Consider the following 24,069-nt stretch of genomic DNA (forward strand, 5'->3'; position numbering starts at 1 on the left):
CGCGGAGCGTGCTGTGGGGCCTCGGCCCGGCGGCGGGACGGTGTCCGCACCGCCGGACCGAGGGATGAGGGACGGCTCAGCGGCCGATGTTGGAGACGATCTCCTCCTCGGCGGCGGGGAGCCGCTCGGCGGGGTCGGCACCACCGACGATGTCGGAGGTGGCCTGGCCCAGCGGACCCCAGACGGCGTTCATCGCGGGGATGTTCGGCATCGGTGAGGCACCCTCGCCGGCGGCCGACCAGGCCTCGATGTCCTCGTCCTCGGCCGAGACGGTGTCCAGCGCCGACTGCAGGGCCGGGGGACGCTGGCCGACCTCGAAGAGCGCCAGCTGCATCTCCTCGGTCGTCACGTAGGTGTTGACGAACTCCTGCGCCAGGGTCGGGTTCTGCGCGCCGGAGGCGACGTAGAACATCTGGACGCCCAGGAACGGCACGGTCTCGCCGCCGTCCTCGAAATCCGGGATCGGGTCGATGGCGTACTCGATCTCGGCGCCCTCGACGTTGGGGATGGCCCACGGCCCGGCCACCATGTAGGGGGTGCGGCCCTCGGCGAACAGCGACTCCATGGTCGGGGAGTCGACGTTGACGTTGAGCAGGCCCTCCTCGGCCATCCAGGCGATCTTCTCGCCGCCCTGGATCGACTCCTCGGAGCCCACGATGACGTTGTCCGGGTCCCAGCCGCCGTCGGAGTTGGTGCCGAAGATGCCGCCGCCGTAGGCCGACAGGTAGGGGTAGGCGTGGTAGGCGTCACCGACGTTGCTCACCGGGGTGACGAAGGCCTGGTCGGCGTCGCCGGCGTCGACGAGCTCGTTGCCGAAGGAGGCCAGCTCCTCCATCGAGGCCGGGGCGTCCGGGGCGAGGGCGGTGTTGCGGATGAGGCCGAGGGACTCGGTGGCGTAGGGGACGCCGTAGATCTGGCCGTCGAACTGGGTGGCCGCGAGGGAGTCCTCGGTGAAGAGGGCCTGGGTGTCGGACGACATCTGGACGGGCTCCACGATGCCGTTCTGGACGAACTCGCCCAGCCAGTCGTGGGCGCCGACGACGATGTCCGGGCCCTGGTCGACGTTGGCGGCGTCCTTGAACTGCTGGCGCACGTCGGTCGCGACCTGCACCTGCGTGGTGATGCCGTACTCCTCGCCGAACTGCTCGGCCCACTCGGTGAGGATGGGGGCGCGCACGTCGTCGGCCCAGATGACCAGCTCGGCGTTCTCGTCGCGGACGGGGGCCTCGGTGGAGGCGGCCTCGTCACCCGCGGCCTCCTCGTCCTCGGCGGCAGCGTCGTCCTCGGCGGCAGCGTCGTCCTCCGCGGCAGCGTCGTCCTCCGCGGCGGACTCCTCGGCGGTCGAGCCGGAGTCGGCGTTCTCCTCGCCCGACTCGCCGCCGCAGGCGGACAGCAGCAGAGCCGCCGCGCTGGTGATGGCTACAGCACCGGTGGTGCGCTTCATGGTTCTCCTTCGAACAGTGGTGAGGTCACCGGCCCGGCGCTGCTCGAGGAGCGGCGACGATGCCGCGGTCGTCGTCGTGCAGGTGGGGGGTCGACGACCGTTGCGGCAAGTATGCAAGCACGTCCCGCGACTTTGCAAGAACTTGCAAGAAGTCGTGAGGTCACGATCTGCTAACGTGACGCCCGTCACCGGCAACGGCGCCCTGACGGCATACCACCGCCACCCCGCCGCCCGGAGATGATCCGGTGCCGACCGGCGCCGGGTCCGTCCTTTACAACGGATCGTCCGGCACGTACCTGCCGGTGAAGGAGCTGATCATGGCAACGGTGACCTACGACAAGGCCACGCGCATCTACCCCGGGGCGGACACCCCCTCGGTCGACGAGCTCGAGATCGAGATCGCCGACGGCGAGTTCCTCGTCCTCGTCGGCCCGTCCGGCTGCGGCAAGTCCACCTCCCTGCGCATGCTCGCCGGGCTGGAGGAGGTGAACGGCGGTCGCATCCTCATCGGCGACCGGGACGTCACCCACATGCCGCCCAAGGACCGCGACGTCGCGATGGTCTTCCAGAACTACGCGCTCTACCCGCACATGACCGTGGCCGACAACATGGGCTTCGCGCTCAAGATCGCCGGCAAGTCCAAGAGCGAGATCCGCGAGCGGGTCGAGGAGGCCGCCAAGATCCTCGACCTGACGCAGTACCTCGAGCGCAAGCCCAAGGCGCTCTCCGGTGGCCAGCGTCAGCGCGTCGCCATGGGCCGCGCCATCGTGCGCCAGCCGCAGGTGTTCCTCATGGACGAGCCGCTGTCGAACCTCGACGCCAAGCTGCGCGTGCAGACGCGCACGCAGATCGCCTCGCTGCAGCGCCGCCTCGGCGTCACCACCGTCTACGTCACCCACGACCAGGTCGAGGCCATGACGATGGGCGACCGCGTGGCGGTCCTCAAGGACGGCATCCTGCAGCAGTGCGACAGCCCGCGGCACATGTACGACCACCCGAACAACGTCTTCGTCGCCGGCTTCATCGGCTCCCCGGCCATGAACCTCATGACCGTGCCGGTCGCCGACGGCGGCATCAAGCTGGGTGACTACGTGCACCCGGTGGAGCGCGACGTGCTCGCCAAGGCCGGCAACGAGCTGGTGCTCGGGGTCCGCCCCGAGGACGTCGACCTGTCCGACTCCGGTCGCGGCCTGCCGATCGAGATCGACGTCGTCGAGGAGCTCGGCGCGGACGCCTACATCTACGGCGAGCTGCCGGGAGCCGGCGCCGCCGACAAGCCGTTCATCGCCCGCGTGGACGGCCGCACCCCGCCGAAGAAGGGCGAGATCGTGCACTTCACCCCCAAGGGCGACCACGTGCACCTCTTCAACGCCGAGTCCGGCGAGCGCATCAGCGGCTGACCCCGCCCGCGACGAGCCGCGCGGGATCGTTGCGTAGAGCCGCAGGCATCGTCGCGACCAGCCGCGCGGCATACCGAGGCCGCCTGTCCCACCCGGGGCAGGCGGCCTCGCCGCGTCCGCGCGCGCCCCCTATCTCCCACCGAGCGCCGCGAATGGTTGCCCAGGACCCCACCGAGCGCCGCCAGTGGTTGCCCACCACCCCACCGAGCGCCGCGAATGGTTGGCGACGCTGTCCACATCGTCCGTGGCTGCCCGCACCCGTCCACAGATCGTCGCGCGTCCCTGGCGAACGGAGTGCGGACGCCCTCAACGTGACCGGATGGCGACGCTCACCGACCTCCCCCTGACCCCGTTCCGGTATGCCGATGCGCTGGGTCTCGGCCTGTCGCGTCAGCAGCTGCGTCACCTCGTCGGCAGCGGTCGGGTCGTGCGCCTGCGCCGCGGCTGGTATGCCGCGGCCGGAGTCGCCCTTCCCGACGGGGAGCGCTGGGAGCTCACGCGGCGCCACCACCTGCAACGGCTGGGGGAGGCCCTGCTCGATCACCCCGGGTGCGTCGCCAGCCATGCGAGCGGAGGGGTGGTGCACGACCTGCCGCTGGTCATCTCCCCGCACGCCGACGTGGAGCTCGTGCGCGTCGAGGACGCACCGAGCTCGCGGCGGCTCCCTGGCGTGACGATCCACCACACGGACACGATCGACGTCCCCGTCACGACCGTGGACGGGATGCGCACGACCACGATCGCCCAGACCTGCGCCGACATCCTGCGCACACGACGCCTCCCGCACGCTCTGGCCATGCTCGACGAGGCGGTGCGCGCGTCGACGGTCACGCCCCGGGAGGTCCGGGCCGTCCTCGACACCCAGCGGCGCTGGGTCGGCCGACCCAGGGCGCTCCAGGTCATCGACCTGCTGGACGGGCGTCGCGAGAGCTGGGGCGAGGCATACTCCGCCGGCGTCATCCACCTGGCCGAGCTTCCGCAGCCCATCCCCCAGGTCGAGCTGTATGACGAAGAGTTCCGTTTCGTCGCCCGGCTCGACGGCCTCCTGGACCACGAGCAGGTGGCCACGGAGTGCGACGGTCAGGGCAAGTACCGACTGGGAGCGACGGCGGAGACCGGTGAGCAGGTGGCCCGGTCGGTCCTCGCGGCCGAGGCGGTTCGCCAAGGACGCATCGAGCGGCTGGGTCTGGAGGTCGCGCGCTGGATGACCGAGGAGGCCATGCACACCCCGGAGGTCGTCGCCCAGCGCATCAACGCCGCCCGGTCCCGAGCGCTGTCGCGTCCCTTCACCGGCTGGGTCAGGTGGGAGGGAGAGTTCCGCAGGCTCCCGCTCCTGCCACGCGCAGAGTGACGGTGTGCACGGCCTGGAGCGACGTCAGCAACCACTCACGACGCCCGGTGGGAACCAGAGCAACCACTCACGACGCCCGGTGGGAACCAGAGCAACCACTCACGACGCCCGGTGAGGAGGAGAGCAACCACTCACGACGCCCGGTGGGGAGCAGAGCAACCACTCACGGCGCCCGGTGCGGGGGAGCCAGGACGGGCCTACGCTGGGCGGTATGCCGCTCGACATCAGCGCCATCAAGCTGGACCCGGCGATGCTCGACCTCCCGTGGGAGGTGCCGCTCGAGGAGTGGCCGGAGAAGCACCTGGCCGCGCTCCCCCGGGGCATCTCCCGCCACGTGGTGCGCTTCGTGCGGTTCCAGGGGGCGGTCATCGCCATCAAGGAGATCTCCGAGCCGCTGGCCCGGCGCGAGTTCCAGACCCTGCGCAACCTGCGCCGGCTCGACCTGCCGACCGTCGAGCCGCTGGCCGTCGTGTCCGGGCGCACCGACGCCGACGGCGAGCCGCTGGACGCCTGCCTCGTCACCCGGCACCTGAAGTTCTCCCTCCCCTACCGCGCGGTCTTCAGCCAGCGGATGCGCCCCGACACGGCCAGGCGCACCCTCGACGCGCTCGCCGTCCTGCTCGTGCGGCTGCACCTGGCGGGCTGCTTCTGGGGCGACGTCTCCCTGTCCAACACGCTCTTCCGCCGCGACGCGGGCGACTTCGCGGCCTACCTCGTCGATGCCGAGACCGCCGAGCTGCACCCCCAGCTCTCCCCCGGGCAGCGCGAGCACGACCTCTTCGTCGCGCACGGCAACATCGCCGGCGAGCTCATGGACCTCGAGGCGGCCGGCGCCCTGGACGAGGGGGAGGACCCCATCGAGATCGCCAACCGCATCATGCACCGCTACGACCTGCTGTGGAACGAGCTGACCGGCGAGGAGCGCTTCGAGCGCGGCGACCGCTGGCGGGTGGACGAGCGCATGCGCCGCCTCAACAACCTGGGCTTCGACGTCGACGAGCTGGAGATGACCACCGACATCGACGGCGCCTACATCCGCATCCAGCCCAAGGTCGTCGACGCCGGCCACGCCTCGCGGCGGCTCATGCGCCTGACCGGCCTGGACGTCGAGGAGAACCAGTCGCGCCGGCTGCTCAACGACCTCGACTCCTACCGCGCGGCGACCGACCGGCTCGAGGACGACGAGGAGCTCGTCGCGCACGACTGGCTGTCCCGGGTCTACGAGCCCGTCACCCGGACGGTGCCGCGCGAGCTGCGCAGCAAGCTGGAGCCGGCCGAGCTCTTCCACGAGATCCTCGAGCACCGGTGGTACCTCTCCGAGCGGGTCCAGCACGACGTCGACCTCGTGGAGGCCGTGCAGGACTACGTCGCGACGGTGCTGCCGCAGAAGCCCGACGAGATCTCGATCCTCGGCGTCGACACCGAGGAGATCCCCATCCGGGCCCAGCTCGCGGAGTGAGGCGCGGGCGGGCGACCCGGGTCGCCCGCCGGTCCGACGCCTGACCGCACCTCACCCACCGGCGACGCGCTCAGGTATGCCGTCCGCCAGCCCGCGCGCCCGGCCCACCGCGACCACCCCGGCCGCGGTCGCGCCGATGACCAGGGCGATGCCGACGACGTAGAGCGACACCCCGGCATACCCCGGCGGCGTGAGCGCGGGGTTCTCCGGGTCGAGGAACGGGTAGGGGTACCAGCGGTCGGCGCCGGTCACCGGGTTGGGCACGAGCGGGCCCCGGACGAGGGTGTAGGCGACCCAGACGACCGGCACGACGAGGACGGTCCCGACCGCCCGCCACGCCAGCCCGCCCCGCCTCGGCGCGAGGACGAGGTCCAGCACGAGCAGCACCGGGCCGACGACGTGCAGCACCTCGTTGGACCAGGCGACCGTCGTGCCCTGCGGCAGCTCGATCCCGCGCAGCAGGGTGTTGTAGACCACCCCGGTGACGACCATGTATGTCGTCACGCACGCGAGCGCGACCGCGAGGGCCGGCGGTTCCCGGCGCGCCCCGTGGTCGCCGCGCGCCCGCAGCAGCCACGCCCCCGCCCAGGTCAGGACGACGACCGACCCGACGTTGGACAGGATGGTGAAGAAGCTGAAGAAGTTCACGGTGGTGAGCCCGAGGTCGCGGCCCGCGTCCGCCGCGCCCCCGAGGGTCACCCGCGCCTGGGCGAGGACGGCGGCGAGGATGAGCGCCGCCGAGGCGAGGCGGACGACCGCCCAGGTGGTGGCCCGCACGGGCGAACTCGTCACAGCAGGACGGTAGCGGCTCCGGAGGCCATCCGGCCGAGCGCGACGAGGACCGGCACCGCCCCGGCGCTCAGCGGGTGCGGGCGCGCGCGATCTCGTAGAGCGTGACCGCCGTCGCGATCCCGGCGTTGAGCGACTCGGTCGCCGCCGCCATGGGGATCGACACGATCTGGTCGCAGGTCTCCCGGACGAGCCGGGACAGCCCCTTGCCCTCCGACCCGACGACCACGACGAGCGGCTGGTCGGCGAGCTCCAGGCCGGGCAGCTGCACGTCGCCGTCGGCGTCGAGACCGATGACGAAGAACCCCGCCTTCCGGTAGGCCTCCAGCGCCCGGGTGAGGTTCGTCGCCTGCGCGACGGGGACCCGGGCGGCGGCCCCCGCCGAGGTCTTCCAGGCGGCGGCGGTGAGGCCGGCCGAGCGCCGCGCGGGGACGACGACGCCGTGTGCGCCGAAGGCCCCGGCCGAGCGGACGATCGCGCCGAGGTTGCGCGGGTCGGTGATGCCGTCCAGCGCCACGACGAGCGGCACGCCCGGCAGCTGCTGGCTCAGGAGGTCCTCGGGGTGCGCGTAGTCGTACGGAGGCACCGCGAGGACCAGGCCCTGGTGCACGGCCCCGTCGGTCATCCGGTCCAGCTCGCCCCGCGGCGACTCCATGACCGGGATGCCCGCCTCGGTGGCCAGCGTGATGCTCTCCCGCACGCGGTCGTCGGACTCCATCCGGGACCCGACGTGCAGGGCCGTCCCCGGGACCCCGGTCCGCAGCGCCTCGAGAACGCTGTTGCGCCCGGCGACGAGCTCGGTCGAGCCCTTGTTCGCCCCGCCGCGCCGGCCGCCCTGGCCACCACGACCGCCCCCCGGACGACCTCCGCCCTTCTCGCCCGCACCCTCGGACCGTCCGGCCCGGCGCGCCGCCGGGTGGCCGACGCGGTCCGCCGCCCGCGGCGTCGGGCCCTTGCCCTTGAGCTGCTTGCGCCGCTGCCCGCCGGAGCCGACGACGGCGCCCTTCTTGTTGGTCGTGCGCGCCGCGCGGCGTCGCTGGTTGCCTGCCATGTCTGTTCCTCCTCAGCGCAGGGCCCAGCGGGCCCCGGCCGGTGTGTCCTCGATGACCACGCCGAGCGCGGTCAGCTGGTCGCGGATGGCGTCCGCGGTCGCGAAGTCCCTGTCCGCCCGGGCCTGCGCCCGCGCGTCCAGCCGGTCCTGCACCAGCGCGGCGAGCACCTCGCCGGCGTGGTCGTCCGCGCCCGGGCCGCCGCCCCAGCGCTCGTCCAGGGGGTTGGCGCCGAGCACGTCGAGCATGGCGACCACCTGCAGGACGGTATGCCGCAGCGCACCGTCGGCACCGTCCGCGTCACCCGGGTCGGCGTCGCTCGGGTCCGCGTCACCACGGACGCCACCACCCTCGAGCGCCCGGTTGCCCTCCCGGATCGCCCCGAAGACGACGGCCAGACCCTCGGAGACGTTGACGTCGTCGTCCAGCGCAGCCCGGAACGCCTCGGGGAAGGCCTGCTCCACGGGCAGCGCCCGCGACTGCGCCACCACGTCGCCGGCCGCGACACCGAGCTCCTCGAGCGCCCGCGCGAGGAAGCCCTCGACGCGCTCCACCGAGGCGGCGGCCTCGGTGAGCGAGCCCTCGGCATACTCGATGACCGAGCGGTAGTGCACCGCGCCGAGGTAGAAGCGCAGCACCAGCGGCCGCACCGTCCTCGTCAGCTCGGTCACCGCGAGCGCGTTGCCGAGCGACTTGCCCATCTTGGCGCCCTTGACCGTGACCCAGGCGTTGTGCAGCCAGAAGTTGGTGAAGCCGAGCCCGGCGGCGTGCGACTGGGCCTGCTCGTTCTCGTGGTGCGGGAAGCGCAGGTCGACGCCGCCGCCGTGGATGTCGAAGGCGTCACCGAGGTACTTGCGCGCCATCGCCGAGCACTCCAGGTGCCAGCCCGGGCGGCCGCGCCCCCACGGCGTCGGCCAGCTGGCGGTCTCCGGCTCGCCCTCCTTGTGCCCCTTCCACAGCGCGAAGTCGCGCGGGTCGCGCTTGCCGCGCGGGTCGGCGTCGCCGGCCGGCTCCATGTCCTCCAGCCGCTGCCGGGTGAGCGAGCCGTAGTCCGGCCAGGACCGCACGTCGAAGTAGACGTCGCCGCTGCCGTCCTGCGCGGCGTAGGCGTGGCCCCTCTCGACGAGGGTCTCTACGAGCTCGACCTGCTCGGTGACGTGCCCGGTCGCCCGCGGCTCGTAGGTCGCCGGCAGGACCCCGAGCAGGTCGAGCGCCCGGCTGGTCTCCTGCTCGTGCCGGTAGGACCAGGCCCACCACGGCCGGCCCGCGTCCGCGGCCTTGGTGAGGATCTTGTCGTCGATGTCGGTGACGTTGCGCACGAGGGTGACGTCGTAGCCGTGCCCGCGCTCCAGCCACCGCCGCAGCACGTCGAAGGCGACGGCGAAGCGCACGTGCCCGATGTGCGGGCTGCCCTGCGTGGTGAGCCCGCAGATGTAGATGCCGACGCTCCGGCCGTCCGGGTCCAGCGGCACGAACGGCCGCAGCTCGCGGGTGGCGGTGTCGAACAGGTGCAGGGTCACAGGAGTCAAGGTTACGGGTCGGACCCGGTATGCCGTGCCTCCCCGCCACGGGCGCCGTCCTCTCCTCCCGTGGTCGGAGGCCGATCTCCGTCCCGGAGCCGACGCGCGCGCGACCGGGCATGGGTAGCGTCGAGGCATGCTCATCGCCGAGGAGTTCCTGCTCGTCACCCGCGCCGACGACGGCTTCGACAGGGTCGGCCGCGCCGAGCTCGCCGTGGCCGGGGCGCTGCTGTGCGAGCTGGCCCTGGCGGAGCGGGTGAGCCTGGACGGCGGGCGGATCGCGGTCGTCGACGCCTCCCCCACCGGTGACGAGCTGCTGGACGAGGCCCTGACCCGGTTCGCGGACCGGGCCGGGAAGAAGCCCCGGGACGTCCTGGCCCGGATCGGCCGCGGGCTGCCGGGCCGGGCGCTGGAGCGGCTGAGCCGCGCCGAGGTGGTGCAGGAGGAGCAGGCGCGGGCCCTGGGGGTGCGGTGGTGGTCGCGCTGGCAGGTCGTCGACGTGGCGCGGCGCGACGCCCTGCGGGCCGAGCTGCTCGCCGTCCTCACCGGGCGGCAGGAGCCGGACGGGCGCACCGGCTCGCTCGTGGCCCTGCTGCACGCCACCAACGCCCTGGGCCAGGCGCTGCCGACCGCGGCGCGCAGCGGCATCCCGCTGCGCGACCTGCGGAAGCGGGCCAAGGAGGTCGCCCGCGGGCGGTGGGCCGCGAGCGCGGTGTCCGAGGCGATCCAGGCGGCGACCGCGGCGGCTGCGGCGGCCGTCGCCGCCGGGGGCGCGGCCGCCAGCAGCTGACCGAGGGGGACCGAGGGACGGGCCGGTGCCGAGGGGGCGAGGATCGGCGCGAGGGCTCCGCGGAGGCCCGCGGGTCCTGCCCCCTAGGGTTGCGGCATGCCGATCGTGCACCAGAACGACCGCTGCCGCCTCACCGCCCTCACCCCGCACCTGCTGCGGATCGAGTGGTCCCCGAGTGGCACCTTCACCGACGACCCCACCCAGGTGGTGGTCGACCGCGACCTGTGGCGGGAGGACCGCGGGGAGCTGCCCCTGCACGTCGAGCCGTGGCGCGGCGGCGTGCGGGCGCTCAGCGACGGCTTCGAGGTCCGCTACGACGGCGCCGACCCCTCCGCCGCGGGGCTGAGCGTGCAGGCGCGCGGCGGGCTCACGTCATACCACTCCACCTGGCGCTTCGGGGAGCCGGTCGACGCGGCGCTGCCGGGCACCACGCGCACCCTCGACGACGCCGACGGGCCGGTGCCGCTGGAGCCCTCGATCCTGTCGCGCAGCGGTCTCGGCGTGCTCGATGACTCCCCCTCGCTGGTCCGCACCGGCCCCGCGCTCACCGACCTGACCCCGCGCGAGCCGGGTGCGGTCGACCTCTACGTCTTCACCCACGGGCTCGACTTCCACGGCGCGCTGCGGGACTTCCACGCGCTGACCGGGCCGGTGCCGCGGGTGCCGCGCTTCGTCCTCGGCAACTGGTGGAGCCGCTACCACCCCTACTCCGCGGACGAGTACGCCGCGCTGCTGGACCGGTTCGCCGCCGACCGGCTGCCCTTCTCGGTCGCGGTCATCGACATGGACTGGCACCTCGTCGACGTCGACCCGCAGATCGGCAGCGGGTGGACGGGCTACACCTGGAACCGCGAGCTCTTCCCCGACCCGCAGGCCTTCCTCGACGACCTGCACCGTCGCGGTCTGAAGGTCACCCTCAACGACCACCCGGCCGACGGCATCCGGCGGCACGAGGAGGCCTACCCGGCGATGGCGCGGGCCATGGGCATCGATCCGGCGAGCGGGGAGCCGGTCGAGTTCGACCCCACCTCCGAGCGCTTCTGGCAGGCGTTCTTCACCCACGTCGCCGGACCGCTCGCGGAGCAGGGTGTCGACTTCTGGTGGATCGACTGGCAGCAGGGCACCCACACCGCGCTGCCCGGGCTGGACCCGCTGTGGCTGCTCAACGAGCGGCACTTCGCCCAGCAGGAGGCCGACGGGCTGCGACCGCTGGTCTTCTCCCGGTATGCCGGGCCCGGCTCGCACCGCACGCCCATCGGCTTCTCCGGCGACTCGCTCATCAGCTGGGAGTCGCTGGCCTTCCAGCCCGAGTTCACCGCGAGCGCGGCCAACATCGGCTACGGCTGGTGGAGCCACGACATCGGCGGTCACTGGGCCGGCTCCAAGGACGTCGAGCTCGCGGTGCGCTGGGTGCAGCTGGGCGTGTGGTCCCCGGTCAACCGCCTGCACGCGAGCGCCAGCCCGTTCCAGGGCAAGGAGCCGTGGCGCTTCGGCCCCGAGGGTGAGCGGCTCATGGGCGAGGCGCTGCGGCTGCGGCACCGGCTGCTGCCCTACCTCGCCACGATGGCCGAGCGGGCCGCGGTCGAGGGGATCTCGCTGGTCGAGCCGGTCTACCACCGCCACCCCGGGCGCCCGGAGGCGTATGCCCACCGCGCCACCTTCTTCTTCGGCGAGGACCTACTCTGCGCCCCGGCGGTGACCCCGCGCCTGCCCGGCGTCGACCTGTCGGCGACCCCCGTCTGGCTGCCGCCGGGCCAGTGGTCCGACCTCGAGACGGGCCGCCGCTACGACGCCGGGGCGCACGGTCGCGAGCTCACGGCATACCGCGACCTGGGCAGCACGGCCGTCTTCGCCCGGGCGGGCACGGTGCTGCCGCTGACCGGCGGCGAGCCGGTCAACGGGGTCGAGCTGCCCGAGCACCTGGAGCTCGTGGTCTTCCCCGGTCAGGACGGGGAGCACCTGCTCGTCGAGGACGACGACGGCCCCGAGGACACGCGCCGGCTCGCGCGCACCCCGCTGCGCTGGGACGAGGCCGGTCGCCGGCTCGTCGTCGGCCCGGCCGAGGGCGACCTCGGCGTGCTGCCGACCACCCGGACCTGGAGCGTGCGCCTCGCCGGGGCGGACGAGGTGCACACCCTGCGCGACGTGCCCGTGGGCGAGCAGGTCTCGGTGGAGCTGCCCGACCCGGGCGCGCCCGACGTGCTGGGCGAGTGCTTCGCGCTGCTCGACGCGGCGCAGGTCGAGCACGCGGCGAAGGAGCGCGCCTGGGTGGTGCTGCAGCGCGGCCTCGGCGACGGTGGCGCGGGCCCTGCCCGGGTCGCCGACGAGCTGCGCTCGGCCCGCCTCGACGACGCCCTCGTGGGCGCGCTCACCGAGATCGTCACGGCGGCCTGACCCGGCCGTCGCCGCGGTCTAGGCAGGCGCGGCGGGGGGCACCGCGCTGATACGCCGCAGGCTGGCCCGCTCGAGTAGGCCCCATATCGCGCTGGTGACGAGGTAGAGGCCCGCCGCGAGCGGCAGCGACACCACCGCGAGCACGGTGAGGAAGGACATGAGCGGCAGCACCTTGGTCATCTGCTCCATCGAGTCCTGCATCGCCCGCTGGGCGTCGGTGAGCCGCTCGCGGGCGCCGGGGTCGAGCGCCGCCGTCCGCTCCCGGTCCTGCGCCATGTGCCGCCGCATCTGCCGGGCCGCGAACACCGCGACGACGAGGGTGAGACCGATGAGCACCAGGAAGACCCAGCGGTCCCCGGCGCCCGCGGTCAGCAGGTGCTCGGACAACCCGACGCCGAGGAAGGTGTGGTCCAGCAGCTGGTTGTGCTCGCCGTGGATCTCGGTGGCGGTGAACAGCCGGTAGACCATCGAGAACACCGGGATCTGGACGAGGACGGGCAGGCACCCGGGCAGGGGGGAGACACCCTCCTCGCGGTGCAGGTCGAGGATCGCCTGCTGGAGGGCGCGGTGGTCCTCGCCGTGCTCGGCGCGCAGCGCCGCGATGCGCGGCTGCAGGTCGCGGCGGCGCACGGTGCCGTGGGCGAGGCCACGGTTCATGGGGTGCAGGGCCAGGCGCACCGCGAGGGTGAGCGCGATGATGACGAGGGCGGGCGGCACCCAGTCGTCGAGGGCGGCGAGCAGGTCGTGGACGTGGATGAGCAGGGGGTCGAGAAAGGCGAACACGTGGGTCTCCGGAGGGCGCGGGCACACCGCTGGGGTATGCCGTGGGCAGGGGCTGGGGGTCAGCCCGGCTCCTGCCGACGGTCAGTCCTGACCGGGTCGCGGAGCCGGGTCAGCCCCGCCCGGGTGCCCGCGGCCGGACCCAGCCGGAGCGGTCCGGGTCGCTCGAGCGCACGCCGGCGCCGCGGCATACCTCGTTGTGGTGCTGCACGGAGACGACCTGCGCCCGCAGCGGCAGTGCTCCCCGGTCGGCCGCCAGCGCGACCACGGCGGCCGCGGCGAGCGCGACCAGCAGGTGGTCGGGCGTCGCGGCGGCCGAGAGCAGCACGACGACCGCGAGCAGCGGCAGCAGCACCCCGAGGAGGGGCAGCCGGTCGCCGCGGGAGGTCATGGCACGCAGCCTACTCCGGTGCCGCTCACTCCCCCCGGTCGATCCACTCCTGCCGGTGCGGCTTCTCCTCGCCGATCGTCGTGGTGTCGCCGTGGCCGGTGTGGACCACCGTGTCCTCCGGCAGGGTGAGCAGCCGGTCGGTGATGGACTCCACGATGACGTCGAAGTCGCTGAACGAGCGGCCGGTGGCACCCGGACCGCCCTGGAAGAGGGTGTCGCCGGAGAAGACGACGCCGAGGTCGGCGACCGAGAAGCAGCAGGCCCCCGGCGAGTGCCCGGGGGTGTGCAGCACCTCGATCGTCACGCCGGCGACCTCGATGCGCTGCCCGTCGGCGAGGTCCTGGTCCCACCGCGCCTCCGGGTGGGTGAGCTCCCACACCGGGGCCTCGCCGGGGTGCAGGAGCAGGGGCGCGCCGGTGCGCTCCTTGAGGTCGAGCGCGGCGTCCACGTGGTCGCTGTGGGCGTGGGTGAGCAGGATGGCGCGGACCTGCCGGTCCCCGACGACCTCCGCGATCGCGTCGGCGTCGTGCGGGGCGTCGATGACGACGCACTCGGTGTCGTCACCGAGCACCCAGACGTTGTTGTCGACGTCCCACGAGCCGCCGTCCAGCTCGAAGGTGCCGCTGGTGGTCGCGTGGTCGATGCGCGCGCTCATGCGCCCACCTCCTCGCCGGCGGCCGCCTGGTCGAGGACCACGACCGAGCGGAGCACGTCGCCGCCGTGCATCTTGGCGAAGGCGGACTCCACGTCCCCGATGCCGATGGTCTCGGTGACGAAGCCGTCCAGGTCGAAGCGGCCCTGGCGGTAGAGGTCGATGAGCATCGGGAAGTCCCGGCTGGGCAGGCAGTCGCCGTACCAGCTGGACTTCAGCGCGCCGCCCCGTCCGAAGACGTCGATGAGCGGCAGCGTGACCTCCATCTCGGGGGTCGGGACGCCGACGAGCACCACCGTGCCGGCCAGGTCCCGGGCGTAGAACGCCTGCTGGTAGGTCTCGGGCCGGCCCACCGCCTCGACGACGACGTCGGCGCCGTTGCCACCGGTCAGCGCCTGGATCGCCTCGACCGCATCGGTCTCCGTGCTGTTCACGGTATGCGTGGCGCCGAACCTTCTCGCCGTCTCCAGCTTGCGGTCGTCGACGTCGACGGCGATGACGGTCGTCGCGCCGGCGAGCGAGGCACCGGCGATCGCGGCGTCCCCGACCCCGCCGCAGCCGATGACGGCGACCGAGTCGCCCCGGGTGACGCCGCCGGTGTTGACGGCCGCGCCGAAGCCGGCCATGACACCGCAGCCGAGGAGCCCGGCCGCCACGGCGGAGGCCTCCCGGTCGACCTTGGTGCACTGGCCGGCGTGCACCAGCGTCTTCTCGATGAACGCGCCGATGCCCAGGGCCGGGGAGAGCTCGGTGCCGGCCATCTCGTCGCCCTCGGCGATCGTCATCTTCTGGCTGGCGTTGTGGGTGGCGAAGCAGTACCACGGCTTGCCCTTCGCGCAGGCCCGGCACTGGCCGCAGACCGCGCGCCAGTTGAGGATGACGAAGTCGCCCGGCTGGACGTCGGTGACCCCCTCGCCGACCGCCTCGACCGTCCCGGCCGCCTCGTGCCCGAGCAGGAAGGGGAACTCGTCGTTGACCCCGCCCTCGCGGTAGTGCAGGTCGGTGTGGCAGACCCCGCAGGCGTCGACCTTGACGACGGCTTCGCCCGGCCCCGGGTCGGGGACGACGACGTCGACCACCTCGACGTCGGCCCCCTTGCTGCGGGCGATGACACCCTTGACGGTCTGCGGCATGCTGCGGTCCTCTCTGGCGGCGGTCGACGTGCTGCGCCCACGGTATGCCGTCCCCTCCCCCCACGCAGCCGGGGGACGTCAGCGCGCAGCCGCACTCCGGGCCGCCACTGGGAGCCGGTGCGTCATCTGAGAACCGGTCTGTCAGCTAACAGCCTGTTCGAGGGGGCTGTCAGATGACCTCGAGGCTGTCAGTGGACGACGCGGCTGGCAGAGGGACAGGTCGGTGGTGCCTGAGGCCGCCGGTCGGTCAGGCCCGGACGACCAGCGCCGTGGCGATGCAGGCGACGCCCTCGCCGCGGCCGGTGAGCCCGAGCCCGTCCGTGGTGGTGGCGCTCACCGACACCGGGGCCCCGCCCAGGGCCGCCGACATGGCGGCGGCCGCCTCCGCGCGGCGCGGCCCGACCTTCGGCCGGTTGCCCACCACCTGCACGGCGACATTGCCGACCTGCCAGCCGGCCGCCGCGAGCATCTCGTGCACGTGGGCGAGCATCTGCCGGCCGCTGGCCCCGGCCATCTCCGGCCGGCCGGTCCCGAAGACCGAGCCAAGATCCCCGAGCCCGGCGGCCGACAGCAGCGCGTCGCACGCGGCGTGGGCCGCCACGTCGCCGTCGGAGTGCCCCTCGATCCCTCGCTCCCCCGGCCACTCCAGGCAGGCGAGCCAGAGGGGGCGGGGGTCGTCGGCATACCCGTGGACGTCCACCCCGATCCCGGTGCGCGGCAGGTTCGTCGTCATCGGCAGACCTCCTCGACGAGGGCGGCGGCGTCCTCGACGCCGGTCGTGGCGGTGTCGATCGTCAGCTCGGCGCCCGTCCAGGCCGTCCAGTCCTGCGGGCCGACCTCGTCCCACGTGGGCAGCCGGTGCCCGTCGATGTCGGCCACCCGACCCTGGACCCTGCTGCGGTGCGCGTCGACGTCCGAGCACACGAGCTCCACCCGGACGAGGCGGGCACCAACGTCCACCGCGAGGCGCTCCCACGCCTCCCGTGCCTCGGGCACGGCGTTGACCAGGTCGGCCACGACGGGGCGCCGCACGGCGACCTGGTCGGCGGCGACGGCGAGCGCGACGGCATACCCCCGCGCCCCGACCTCCGCGCCGGGCGTCCCCGCCCGCACCAGCGCCTGCTCGACGGTGTCGACCCGCACGTGGGCCGCGGCGAGGCGTCGGCACAGGGTCCGCGCGAGGGTCGTCTTGCCGACCCCCGGCAGGCCGGCGAGGACGACCAGGAGGGGCTGGCCCGCGGCGCGCTCGTCGTCGACCCAGCGGGCGGCGAGCTCGAGGTCGCCCGGCGTCGTGACCTTGAGCGCCCGGGGGTCGCCGGGCACCACGGCGACGCGCCCGCCGGTGGCCTCGACCATCCCGGCGTCGTCGGTATGCCGTGCCTCGCCCCGTGCCTGCCCGTGCGCCCGTTCCAGGGTCGCCCGGCGGAAGCCCTGCGGGGTCTGCACGGCCCGCAGACCCGCGCGGTCGGGGGTGGCGGTGACCCTCTCGACGTCCCCGTCAGCCGTCACCTGCTTGACGGTGTCGGTGACGGCCAGCGCCGGCACCACGGCGTCGTGGCCTGCGTGCACGGCAGCGACGACGCGGTCGAAGACCGGGGTGGGCGTGAAGGCGCGGGCGGCGTCGTGCACCAGCACGACGTCGAGCCCGGCCGGGAGGGCGGCCAGGCCCGCGGCGACGGAGTCGGGGCGCTCGGCCCCGCCCGGCACGACGGCCACGGGGACGCCCCGCGCACCCTCGGGACCCGGCCCGACCGCACCGTCTGCGGCGCGAGGGATGCCCGGGAGGGAGGGAGCGGCATCGGAGACGGCGTCGACCATGGCCTGCAGCCCCGCCTCGTCGGGCGGAGCGACGACGACGACGTGCCGCAGCCCCGTGGTCCCCAGTGCGCGCGTCAGCGCGTGGTGGACCAGGGACCGCGCGTCCCTACCGGTGCCGACAGGCACCAGGGCCTTGGGCCGGCCCGCTCCGAGACGGGTGCCGCGCCCGGCGGCGACGAGGACGATGCCGACGCCACCCGCGGCGACGTCCGCCTCCATCGTCAGGAGGCGAGGACCTCGTCGAGGGTGGCCTCAGCGGTGTCCTCGTTGGTCTTCTCCGCGAGCGCGAGCTCGCTGACCAGGATCTGGCGGGCCTTGGAGAGCAGCCGCTTCTCGCCCGTGGACAGGCCGCGGTCCTTGTCCCGGCGCCACAGGTCGCGCACGACCTCGGCGACCTTGATGACGTCGCCGGAGGCGAGCTTCTCGAGGTTGGCCTTGTAGCGGCGCGACCAGTTGGTCGGCTCCTCGGTGTGCTCGGCGCGCAGCACGGCGAAGACCTTGTCCAGGCCGTCCTTGCCGACGACGTCGCGGACCCCGACCAGGTCGCAGTTGTCTGCCGGCACCTCGATCGTGAGGTCGCCCTGGGCGACCTTGAGCTTCAGATAGAGCTTCTCCTCGCCCTTGATGGTTCGCGTCTTCATCTCTTCAATGAGAGCGGCCCCATGATGGGGGTAGACAACCGTCTCTCCGACCTTGAACGTCATCGTGGTAAAGCCCCTTTCGGCGGACTCCCAGGATACCACGCGTGGCGCAGGTCACGTAATCTCGAGAACGATGTTTCCGCAGGTCAAAGGGTTGACAAGCACCAGGTGATGTGCTCCGGGCGGGGCCCGGATAGCCCCCGGGGTATGCCGTCCCGCCCCCGCCCAGAGGGCTCCCCGCCGACCCCGGGGCCGGGTCCGGCGGACGGCCCGGGAGCCACGTCGGCGCAGGTGGAGGGGCAGGTCGGCGCGCCCCCGAGCACGTGGGGCGGGGACGACGGGCGGGGCGTGGGGGCCGGACGCTACGCTGTCCTCGTGACGACTGCACGCACCTCCCGCACCCGCCGCCCGGCTGCCCTGGTGACCGGCGCGCTCGCTGCGCTGGCCCTCACCGGATGCTCGGTCAACTCCCCCCAGGCGACCACCTTCGTCTACGCCCCCGCCGACGGCGTGCAGATGGACGGCGAGGTGTTCGACGTGCGCGACCTGCTCCTGGTCTCCCAAGGGGACGGAGCGCCCGCCGTGGTCTCCGGTGCCGTCATCAACCAGACCTCGGAGCCGGTCACGGTGACCGTGAGCGTGGCCGGGGAGAGCCTGAGCCCGGAGGTGACCGTCGACCCGAACGGCTCGGCCCGGCTCGACGGTGGGCTGTCCGCCAGCGGCACCGAGGGTGAGCGCATCATCGTGCCGGCCCTCGAGGGCCCGTCCGGGCAGCACGTCGAGGTCCGCGTCAGCGCCGACGGCGAGACGCTGTCCTCCACCGCCCCGGTGCTGCTCCCGCAGGGCCCCTACGCGGTCTTCGCCGACGACGCCGGCGGCCCCGTCGAGCCTCCTGAGGAGCACGACGAGGGCGACCACTGAGCCGATACCCCAGCAGCCGACGCGGCCCCGGACCCACGAGGTCCGGGGCCGCGTGCGTCTGCGGGGCTCAGCTCTCGCGCGGGACGCTCCCCGGGTAGCGGTCGTCGTCCCCGGGCAGCTGCTCGTCGTGCCACACCCCGGTCACGAGGTAGACCACGCGGAGCGCGATCGAGACCGCGTGGTCGGCATACCGCTCGTAGTAGCGGGAGAGGAGCGTCGCGTCGACCGTCACCTGCGCGGACTGCGGTGACGAGGGCTCGAGCAGGACGCGGAAGACCTCCCGGTGCAGACGGTCCATCGTGTCGTCGGCCCGGATGAGCTCGCCGGCCCCGTCGGCGTCCTTGCTGTCGATGATGTCGCCGGCCCGCAGGATCATGGCCTCGGCGGTCGTGGCCATCTCCGCGAAGGTCGGGCGCAGCTCGTCGGTGAGGGCGTGCGCGGGGTAGCGCAGGCGGGTGAGCTTGGCGACGTGCCGCGCCAGGTCACCGCTGCGCTCGAGGTCCGAGCTCATCCGCAGCGCGGTGACCATCTGCCGCAGGTCGGTGGCCACCGGCTGCTGCCGGGCGAGCACGTCGATGGCGCGGTTGTCCAGCTCGCGGCGCAGGGCGTCGATGAGCTGGTCGTCGGAGATGACCTCCTGGGCCAGGGCGAGGTCGGTGTCCATGAGGGACGTGGTGGCCCGCCGGAGCGCCGTCGCCGACAACCGGCTCATCTGCACCAGCTGTCCGCTGATGAGGTCGAGCTCCTCGGTGAACGCGCTGCGCATGCCTGCCTCCTCGGGGCCGGGACGGGGGACGGGGCCGTCGCCCCATTGTCGGGCACCTGGGCAGGTGCCACCAGCGTGGAACCGTGGCAGACCCACGTGAACGCCGCACGACCCCCGGATGAACTCTGGTCGGACAGGGCACCCCCCGGGCACCCGACGTGCACGGGGTGGTCACCCGCAGACCCTAGGCTGGTCATCGTGAATCCCCTGACCGCTGGGCTCCTGGGGCTCCTCGTGGGGCTGCTGCTGGCCGCGCTGGTGTGGTCGCTCGTGCGACCCGCCCGGCGCCCCGCCGACGACCCCGAGGGCGCCACGCCGGTCGGTGTCGTGCCCGAGGGCGCCACGCAGGTGCTGTCGGTGCTGCGCTCGGGCGCCATCGTCGCCGACCGCTCGGCGCAGGTGCACGTCGCCACGGGAGCCGCGCTGGCCTTCGGGCTGGTCCGGGGGAACGACCTCGTCAACACCCGGCTGCGCGAGCTCGTCGCCGAGGTGCTCGCGCACGGTCAGGTGACCGAGGACGAGCTCGAGTACGTCCGCGGCCCGCTCTCCTCCGGCAGGGTGCTGCTCGCCGTCCGGGTGGCCCCCTTCGGCGACGGCCTGGCGCTCATCCTCGTCGACGACCGCACGCAGGCCCGACGGGTGGAGGAGGTGCGCCGCGACTTCGTGGTCAACGTCAGCCACGAGCTCAAGACGCCGGTCGGGGGGCTGGCGCTGCTCGCCGAGGCGATCGCGGGGGCCGCGGACGACCCGGACGCCGTGAGCCGCTTCGCCGGCCGGATGAAGGTCGAGACCGAGCGGCTCACCCGGCTGGTGGCCGAGATCGTCGACCTGTCCCGGCTGCAGGCCGGTGACCTGCTGGCCGACATGGTCGTCGTGGACGTGGGGGCCTGCGCCGAGGAGGCGGTGGACCAGGCCCGGGTCGTCGCCGGGGCGCGCACGGTGGTGGCCGCCCCCGCGGGCCGGCCGGAGAACCTGCGCATCTACGGCGACCACGACCTCGTGACGACCGCCATCCGCAACCTCGTCACCAACGCCATCGCCTACTCCGACGACAAGACCCGCGTCGGGGTGGTCACCCGTCGGGTCGACGACCTGGTCGAGGTCTCGGTGTCCGACCAGGGCCGCGGCATCTCCGCGCAGGACCAGGAGCGCATCTTCGAGCGCTTCTACCGCGTCGACCCGGCGCGCTCGCGCCGCACCGGCGGCACCGGGCTGGGTCTGTCGATCGTCAAGCACATCATCGCCGGCCACGGCGGCAGCGTCTCGGTCTGGAGCGAGGAGGGCCAGGGCTCGACCTTCACCCTGCGCTTCCCCGCCGCCGTCGGTGAGACGCGCGCCGTCGGCACCCCCGCGCCGTACCAGCAGGGTCGCCCCGTCCAGGTCTTCGACCCGGCCCACGGCGACGCCCCGCCACCCGCCCCGAAGGCGGACCGACCCGACCGAGGAAAGGTGACCCGATGACCCAGATCCTGGTGGTGGAGGACGAGGAGTCCTTCTCCGACCCGCTGGCCTACCTGCTCGAGAAGGAGGGGTATGACGTCACCGTCACCGAGACGGGGACGGACGGGCTGTCCGAGTTCGAGCGCAACGGCGCCGACCTCGTCCTCCTGGACCTCATGCTGCCGGGCATGTCCGGCGTCGACGTCATCCGGGCCCTGCGCCAGCGCTCGAGCGTGCCGGTCATCATGCTCACCGCGAAGGACTCCGAGGTCGACAAGGTGGTCGGCCTGGAGCTGGGCGCCGACGACTACGTCACCAAGCCCTACTCCGGCCGCGAGCTGCTGGCCCGGATCAAGGCGGTGCTGCGCCGGCAGAGCGAGCCCGAGGAGCTCATGCCCTCCACGGTCGAGTCCGGCCCGGTCCGCATGGACGTGGAGCGGCACACGGTGTCCGTGGACGGCGCGTCCGTGTCCCTGCCGCTCAAGGAGTTCGAGCTGCTCGAGATGCTGCTGCGCAACGCCGGGCGGGTGCTCACCCGGGGCCAGCTCATCGACCGGGTCTGGGGCAGCGACTACGTCGGCGACACCAAGACCCTGGACGTGCACGTCAAGCGGCTGCGGGCCAAGATCGAGCCCGACCCGTCGCACCCGCAGCACATCGTCACCGTCCGGGGGCTGGGCTACAAGTTCGAGACCAGCTGACCCGGGCGACGCCTCACTTCTTGCCCTGGTCGGCGACCGCTTGGATCGCGTCGGCCGCGGCCGCCGGGTCGAGGTAGCGCCCGCCCGGGGTGGTCGGCGCCAGGTCGGCGTCCAGCTCGTAGAGCAGCGGGATGCCGGTGGGGATGTTGAGCCCGGCGATGTCCTCGTCGCTGATGCCGTCGAGGTGCTTGACCAGGGCCCGCAGGCTGTTGCCGTGGGCGGCCACCAGCACCGTCCGGCCGCTGCGCAGGTCGGGAACGATCGCGTCGTCCCAGTAGGGCAGCATCCGGGCGACGACGTCCTTGAGGCACTCGGTGCGGGGAAGGTCCTCGCCGAGGTCGGCGTAGCGGGGGTCGCCGGCCTGGGAGTACTCGGCGTCGTCCTCGATGGGCGGGGGCGGGGTGTCGAAACCACGGCGCCAGGCCATGAACTGCTCCTCGCCGTACTTCTCCCGCGTCTGCGCCTTGTCCAGGCCCTGCAGCGCCCCGTAGTGGCGCTCGTTGAGCCGCCAGTGCCGGTGCACGGGGATCCAGTGGCGGTCGGCGACGTCCAGCGCGGTGTTGGCGGTGGTGATCGCACGGCGCAGCAGGGAGGTGTGCAGGACGTCCGGCAGCAGGTCCTCCTCGAGCAGCAGCTCGCCGGCCCGGCGCGCCTCCTCGTGGCCGGTCGGCGTCAGGTCGACGTCGACCCACCCGGTGAAGAGGTTCTTCTCGTTCCACCGGCTCTCGCCGTGGCGCAGCAGGATCAGGGTGTATGCGGCCTCGCTCATGCCACCCACCCTACCGATCAGGACCGACCGACCTGGCCCTCGGTCGAGGACTCGAGCTCGGCCCGGAAGGCCTCGAGGTTGGCGGTGGACTCGCCGCGGTCCACCCGCCAGGCCCACTCGCGCCGGATCGAGGTCCAAAACCCCAGGCGCAGCAGCTCGTTGAAGGGTTCGTCGCAGGCCGCCAGCACGGCGCCGAGCAGCTCGTCGAGCACGGACTCGTCCTTGAGCCCGGCCAGCGGGACGCGCCCGGTGAGGTAGACGTCGCCGCTGGCGTCCACGGCATACCCCACGCCGGGCAACCGCAGCGCCCGCCGCAGGAGGTAGCGGTAGAACGCCTCGTGGTTCTCGTCCGGGTTGCGGATGACGAAGGCGCGCAGCTCCAGCGCGCGCTCCCCGACGACGAGGGAGAGGACCGTCCGCAGCTTGCGCTCCCCTGGCAGGGCGACCGCGGTCTCCCCCGGGCGGGTGCCGACCTCCCAGGCGACGCCGAGGGCGTCGAGCTGCTCGCGGAGCCGGGTCTGCGCGGACTCATCCATGCGGTCCTCCTCGCCGACGTGCGTGCGTGTCCTTCGCGGCAGCATAGGCCGCGAGGAGGGCGTCGACCGTGCGCTCCCAGGAGTAGCCCTGCGCGTGCGCCACCCCCTGCGCCGACCACGCCGCCCGCTCCTGCGGGTCCTCGAGACGCCCCAGCGCCTGCTGCAGGGCGTCCGCCCACGTCGTCGGGTCGTGGCCGTCGACCAGGACGCCGGCCTCGCCCACCGCGAGCGGGAGGCCGCCGACGCGCGCCGCCAGGACCGGCGTGCCGCAGGCCAGGGCCTCGATGGCGACCAGCCCGAAGGACTCGTTGTGGGAGGGCACGACGACGAGGTCGGCGGCCCGCATGCGGCCGGCCAGCTCTTCGCGGGTCACCGGCGGGGCGACGTGCACCAGCCCCTCGACGCCCTCGGCGGCGGCCAGCTGCTGCAGGGCACCGGGGGTGGCGGTGCCGGAGCCCGAGAGCCCGCCCAGCACCGAGACGACGAGGCGGTCGCGCAGCGCCGGGTCGCGCCGGACCAGCTCCCCCGCGGCGCGCACCAGCACGTCGGGGGCCTTGAGCGGCTGGATCCGGCCGACGAAGAGCAGGACCCGGTCCTGCGGCGCCAGCCCCAGGGCCCGGCGGTCGGCGTCGCGGTCTCCGGGCCGGAAGGTCTCCAGGGCGACCCCGGGCGGGACGACGTGCACGCGCGCGGGGTCCGCGGAGTAGAGCTGCACGAGGTCGCGGGCCTCTGCCGGGGTGTTGGCGACCAGGGCGTCCGCCCGGTCCACGAGCTCCTGCTCGCCCGCGACCCGCGCCGGCGGCTCGGGGGTGTCGCCGTCCGCGAGCGCGGCGTTCTTGACCCGGGCCATGGTGTGCATCGTCTGCACCAGCGGCACGTCGAAGCGCCGGGCGGTGAGGCCGCCGGCCTGGCCGGAGAGCCAGTAGTGGGCGTGGATGACGTCGTAGTGGCCCTCGGCCAGGCCGGCGACGTGCCGGGACAGGTCGTCGGCGAAGGCGCACAGGTGGCCCGGGAGCTCGTCCTTGGGGACCCCCTCGCGCGGTCCGGCCGGGACGTGGTGCACCGTGACGTCGAGCCCCGGCTCCAGCTCGACGCTCCCGGCCCCGCCGGGGCCGGCGCGGGTGAAGATGTCGACCTCGACGCCGCGGCGGGCCAGCCGGGTCGCGGTCTCGACGACGTAGACGTTGAGACCGCCCGCGTCCCCGGTGCCCGGCCGCTGCAGCGGTGAGGTGTGCAGCGAGACCATCGCGACCCGGCGGACCGGCGGGTCGGCGGCGGTCGTCGTCACGCCAGCAGTGTGGCACGCGGCGCCCCGCGGCGACCTA

The 24,069-nt window shown here is 73.6% G+C and carries 23 protein-coding genes; 8 read left to right on the forward strand and 15 right to left on the reverse strand.

What is annotated here, in order from left to right:
- Positions 1 to 76: 76 nt before the first annotated feature.
- Positions 77 to 1,444 carry a sugar ABC transporter substrate-binding protein gene (locus tag AVL62_RS01770; RefSeq protein ID WP_058889977.1) on the reverse strand — a complete coding sequence of 456 codons (1,368 nt, stop codon included), beginning with the start codon at positions 1,442 to 1,444 and terminating at the stop codon, positions 77 to 79.
- A gap of 317 nt (positions 1,445 to 1,761) precedes the next feature.
- Between AVL62_RS01770 and AVL62_RS01775 the strand changes: the two genes are divergently transcribed.
- The 3 genes from AVL62_RS01775 (at position 1,762) to AVL62_RS01785 (ending at position 5,654) form a co-directional block, all read left to right on the forward strand.
- Complete coding sequence (locus AVL62_RS01775; RefSeq protein ID WP_058890170.1) at positions 1,762 to 2,844, forward strand: ABC transporter ATP-binding protein; 1,083 nt, start codon at positions 1,762 to 1,764, stop codon at positions 2,842 to 2,844.
- A gap of 319 nt (positions 2,845 to 3,163) precedes the next feature.
- A complete protein-coding gene (locus AVL62_RS01780) occupies positions 3,164 to 4,195 on the forward strand; it encodes a type IV toxin-antitoxin system AbiEi family antitoxin domain-containing protein (RefSeq protein ID WP_058889978.1) in 1,032 nt (343 codons plus the stop codon).
- A gap of 211 nt (positions 4,196 to 4,406) precedes the next feature.
- Positions 4,407 to 5,654 (forward strand): DUF4032 domain-containing protein, encoded by a 1,248-nt coding sequence (locus AVL62_RS01785; protein ID WP_058889979.1) that lies wholly within the window; start codon positions 4,407 to 4,409, stop codon positions 5,652 to 5,654.
- 51 nt (positions 5,655 to 5,705) lie between these two features.
- On the opposite strand, the gene AVL62_RS01790 is transcribed toward AVL62_RS01785, so the two are convergent.
- The 3 genes from AVL62_RS01790 to cysS all read right to left on the reverse strand — a co-directional run bounded on the left by AVL62_RS01790 (position 5,706) and on the right by cysS (position 9,012).
- Positions 5,706 to 6,446 (reverse strand): Pr6Pr family membrane protein, encoded by a 741-nt coding sequence (locus AVL62_RS01790; protein WP_235585462.1) that lies wholly within the window; start codon positions 6,444 to 6,446, stop codon positions 5,706 to 5,708.
- A gap of 67 nt (positions 6,447 to 6,513) precedes the next feature.
- Positions 6,514 to 7,494: a 23S rRNA (guanosine(2251)-2'-O)-methyltransferase RlmB gene (rlmB, locus tag AVL62_RS01795; RefSeq protein WP_058889981.1), complete on the reverse strand. Its 981-nt coding sequence runs from the start codon at positions 7,492 to 7,494 to the stop codon at positions 6,514 to 6,516.
- 12 nt (positions 7,495 to 7,506) lie between these two features.
- Complete coding sequence (gene cysS, locus AVL62_RS01800) at positions 7,507 to 9,012, reverse strand: cysteine--tRNA ligase (RefSeq protein WP_058889982.1); 1,506 nt, start codon at positions 9,010 to 9,012, stop codon at positions 7,507 to 7,509.
- A 136-nt stretch (positions 9,013 to 9,148) separates the two neighbouring features.
- Between cysS and AVL62_RS01805 the strand changes: the two genes are divergently transcribed.
- Both AVL62_RS01805 and AVL62_RS01810 read left to right on the forward strand, forming a co-directional pair.
- Positions 9,149 to 9,802 carry a GOLPH3/VPS74 family protein gene (locus AVL62_RS01805; RefSeq protein WP_058889983.1) on the forward strand — a complete coding sequence of 218 codons (654 nt, stop codon included), beginning with the start codon at positions 9,149 to 9,151 and terminating at the stop codon, positions 9,800 to 9,802.
- A gap of 96 nt (positions 9,803 to 9,898) precedes the next feature.
- Positions 9,899 to 12,196, forward strand: coding sequence for a TIM-barrel domain-containing protein (locus AVL62_RS01810; protein ID WP_058889984.1), 2,298 nt, complete (start codon positions 9,899 to 9,901; stop codon positions 12,194 to 12,196).
- 18 nt (positions 12,197 to 12,214) lie between these two features.
- On the opposite strand, the gene AVL62_RS01815 is transcribed toward AVL62_RS01810, so the two are convergent.
- The 7 genes from AVL62_RS01815 to AVL62_RS01845 all read right to left on the reverse strand — a co-directional run bounded on the left by AVL62_RS01815 (position 12,215) and on the right by AVL62_RS01845 (position 17,674).
- Positions 12,215 to 12,979, reverse strand: coding sequence for a YidC/Oxa1 family membrane protein insertase (locus tag AVL62_RS01815; protein ID WP_058889985.1), 765 nt, complete (start codon positions 12,977 to 12,979; stop codon positions 12,215 to 12,217).
- A 109-nt stretch (positions 12,980 to 13,088) separates the two neighbouring features.
- Positions 13,089 to 13,367, reverse strand: coding sequence for a hypothetical protein (locus AVL62_RS01820; protein WP_058889986.1), 279 nt, complete (start codon positions 13,365 to 13,367; stop codon positions 13,089 to 13,091).
- A 25-nt stretch (positions 13,368 to 13,392) separates the two neighbouring features.
- Positions 13,393 to 14,022, reverse strand: coding sequence for an MBL fold metallo-hydrolase (locus AVL62_RS01825; RefSeq protein WP_058889987.1), 630 nt, complete (start codon positions 14,020 to 14,022; stop codon positions 13,393 to 13,395).
- Complete coding sequence (locus tag AVL62_RS01830) at positions 14,019 to 15,152, reverse strand: S-(hydroxymethyl)mycothiol dehydrogenase (protein ID WP_058889988.1); 1,134 nt, start codon at positions 15,150 to 15,152, stop codon at positions 14,019 to 14,021. Before AVL62_RS01830 ends, AVL62_RS01825 begins: the two co-directional genes overlap by 4 nt.
- Before the next feature lie 247 nt (positions 15,153 to 15,399).
- Positions 15,400 to 15,885 (reverse strand): 2-C-methyl-D-erythritol 2,4-cyclodiphosphate synthase, encoded by a 486-nt coding sequence (gene ispF / locus AVL62_RS01835; protein ID WP_058889989.1) that lies wholly within the window; start codon positions 15,883 to 15,885, stop codon positions 15,400 to 15,402.
- Positions 15,882 to 17,189, reverse strand: a complete 1,308-nt coding sequence (ispD, locus tag AVL62_RS16360) for a 2-C-methyl-D-erythritol 4-phosphate cytidylyltransferase (RefSeq protein ID WP_083518594.1) — start codon at positions 17,187 to 17,189, stop codon at positions 15,882 to 15,884. The genes ispF and ispD overlap by 4 nt, the downstream gene beginning before the upstream one ends.
- 2 nt (positions 17,190 to 17,191) lie before the next feature.
- Positions 17,192 to 17,674, reverse strand: coding sequence for a CarD family transcriptional regulator (locus tag AVL62_RS01845; protein ID WP_058889990.1), 483 nt, complete (start codon positions 17,672 to 17,674; stop codon positions 17,192 to 17,194).
- A 312-nt stretch (positions 17,675 to 17,986) separates the two neighbouring features.
- On the opposite strand from AVL62_RS01845, the gene AVL62_RS01850 reads away from it, so the two are divergent.
- Positions 17,987 to 18,532, forward strand: coding sequence for a hypothetical protein (locus AVL62_RS01850; RefSeq protein WP_153011605.1), 546 nt, complete (start codon positions 17,987 to 17,989; stop codon positions 18,530 to 18,532).
- A gap of 67 nt (positions 18,533 to 18,599) precedes the next feature.
- On the opposite strand, the gene phoU is transcribed toward AVL62_RS01850, so the two are convergent.
- On the reverse strand, positions 18,600 to 19,298 hold the full coding sequence (gene phoU, locus AVL62_RS01855) for a phosphate signaling complex protein PhoU (RefSeq protein WP_058889992.1): 699 nt from the start codon (positions 19,296 to 19,298) through the stop codon (positions 18,600 to 18,602).
- Between the two features lie 198 nt (positions 19,299 to 19,496).
- Between phoU and AVL62_RS01860 the strand changes: the two genes are divergently transcribed.
- Together AVL62_RS01860 and AVL62_RS01865 are read left to right on the forward strand one after the other, a co-directional pair.
- Positions 19,497 to 20,759: a sensor histidine kinase gene (locus AVL62_RS01860; protein WP_058889993.1), complete on the forward strand. Its 1,263-nt coding sequence runs from the start codon at positions 19,497 to 19,499 to the stop codon at positions 20,757 to 20,759.
- Positions 20,756 to 21,439 (forward strand): response regulator transcription factor, encoded by a 684-nt coding sequence (locus tag AVL62_RS01865; protein ID WP_058889994.1) that lies wholly within the window; start codon positions 20,756 to 20,758, stop codon positions 21,437 to 21,439. Before AVL62_RS01860 ends, AVL62_RS01865 begins: the two co-directional genes overlap by 4 nt.
- 13 nt (positions 21,440 to 21,452) lie before the next feature.
- Here AVL62_RS01865 and AVL62_RS01870 read toward each other — a convergent pair whose 3' ends face one another.
- From AVL62_RS01870 to mshA, 3 genes are read right to left on the reverse strand one after another with little or no spacing between them, the layout of a single operon-like run.
- Positions 21,453 to 22,208 (reverse strand): phosphoglyceromutase, encoded by a 756-nt coding sequence (locus AVL62_RS01870; protein ID WP_058889995.1) that lies wholly within the window; start codon positions 22,206 to 22,208, stop codon positions 21,453 to 21,455.
- Positions 22,209 to 22,225: 17 nt separating this feature from the next.
- Positions 22,226 to 22,744, reverse strand: coding sequence for a YbjN domain-containing protein (locus tag AVL62_RS01875; RefSeq protein ID WP_058889996.1), 519 nt, complete (start codon positions 22,742 to 22,744; stop codon positions 22,226 to 22,228).
- Positions 22,737 to 24,032, reverse strand: a complete 1,296-nt coding sequence (gene mshA, locus AVL62_RS01880) for a D-inositol-3-phosphate glycosyltransferase (protein WP_235585463.1) — start codon at positions 24,030 to 24,032, stop codon at positions 22,737 to 22,739. The genes AVL62_RS01875 and mshA overlap by 8 nt, the downstream gene beginning before the upstream one ends.
- Between the last annotated feature and the right edge of the window lie 37 nt (positions 24,033 to 24,069).

It is taken from the genome of Serinicoccus chungangensis (assembly GCF_001483745.1).
GTDB lineage: Bacteria > Actinomycetota > Actinomycetes > Actinomycetales > Dermatophilaceae > Ornithinicoccus > Ornithinicoccus chungangensis_A.

Bases quoted from the DNA above. Each gene is read 5' to 3' on its own strand.
- AVL62_RS01830 (WP_058889988.1), bottom strand. From the start codon at position 15,152: ATGCCGCAGACCGTCAAGGGTGTCATCGCCCGCAGCAAGGGGGCCGAC.
- AVL62_RS01770 (WP_058889977.1), bottom strand. From the start codon at position 1,444: ATGAAGCGCACCACCGGTGCTGTAGCCATCACCAGCGCGGCGGCTCTG.
- ispD (WP_083518594.1), bottom strand. From the start codon at position 17,189: ATGGAGGCGGACGTCGCCGCGGGTGGCGTCGGCATCGTCCTCGTCGCC.
- AVL62_RS01845 (WP_058889990.1), bottom strand. From the start codon at position 17,674: ATGACGTTCAAGGTCGGAGAGACGGTTGTCTACCCCCATCATGGGGCC.
- AVL62_RS01780 (WP_058889978.1), top strand. From the start codon at position 3,164: ATGGCGACGCTCACCGACCTCCCCCTGACCCCGTTCCGGTATGCCGAT.
- AVL62_RS01810 (WP_058889984.1), top strand. From the start codon at position 9,899: ATGCCGATCGTGCACCAGAACGACCGCTGCCGCCTCACCGCCCTCACC.
- AVL62_RS01785 (WP_058889979.1), top strand. From the start codon at position 4,407: ATGCCGCTCGACATCAGCGCCATCAAGCTGGACCCGGCGATGCTCGAC.
- AVL62_RS01820 (WP_058889986.1), bottom strand. From the start codon at position 13,367: ATGACCTCCCGCGGCGACCGGCTGCCCCTCCTCGGGGTGCTGCTGCCG.
- AVL62_RS01805 (WP_058889983.1), top strand. From the start codon at position 9,149: ATGCTCATCGCCGAGGAGTTCCTGCTCGTCACCCGCGCCGACGACGGC.
- phoU (WP_058889992.1), bottom strand. From the start codon at position 19,298: ATGCGCAGCGCGTTCACCGAGGAGCTCGACCTCATCAGCGGACAGCTG.
- AVL62_RS01870 (WP_058889995.1), bottom strand. From the start codon at position 22,208: ATGAGCGAGGCCGCATACACCCTGATCCTGCTGCGCCACGGCGAGAGC.
- AVL62_RS01875 (WP_058889996.1), bottom strand. From the start codon at position 22,744: ATGGATGAGTCCGCGCAGACCCGGCTCCGCGAGCAGCTCGACGCCCTC.
- rlmB (WP_058889981.1), bottom strand. From the start codon at position 7,494: ATGGCAGGCAACCAGCGACGCCGCGCGGCGCGCACGACCAACAAGAAG.
- AVL62_RS01865 (WP_058889994.1), top strand. From the start codon at position 20,756: ATGACCCAGATCCTGGTGGTGGAGGACGAGGAGTCCTTCTCCGACCCG.
- AVL62_RS01775 (WP_058890170.1), top strand. From the start codon at position 1,762: ATGGCAACGGTGACCTACGACAAGGCCACGCGCATCTACCCCGGGGCG.
- AVL62_RS01825 (WP_058889987.1), bottom strand. From the start codon at position 14,022: ATGAGCGCGCGCATCGACCACGCGACCACCAGCGGCACCTTCGAGCTG.
- ispF (WP_058889989.1), bottom strand. From the start codon at position 15,885: ATGACGACGAACCTGCCGCGCACCGGGATCGGGGTGGACGTCCACGGG.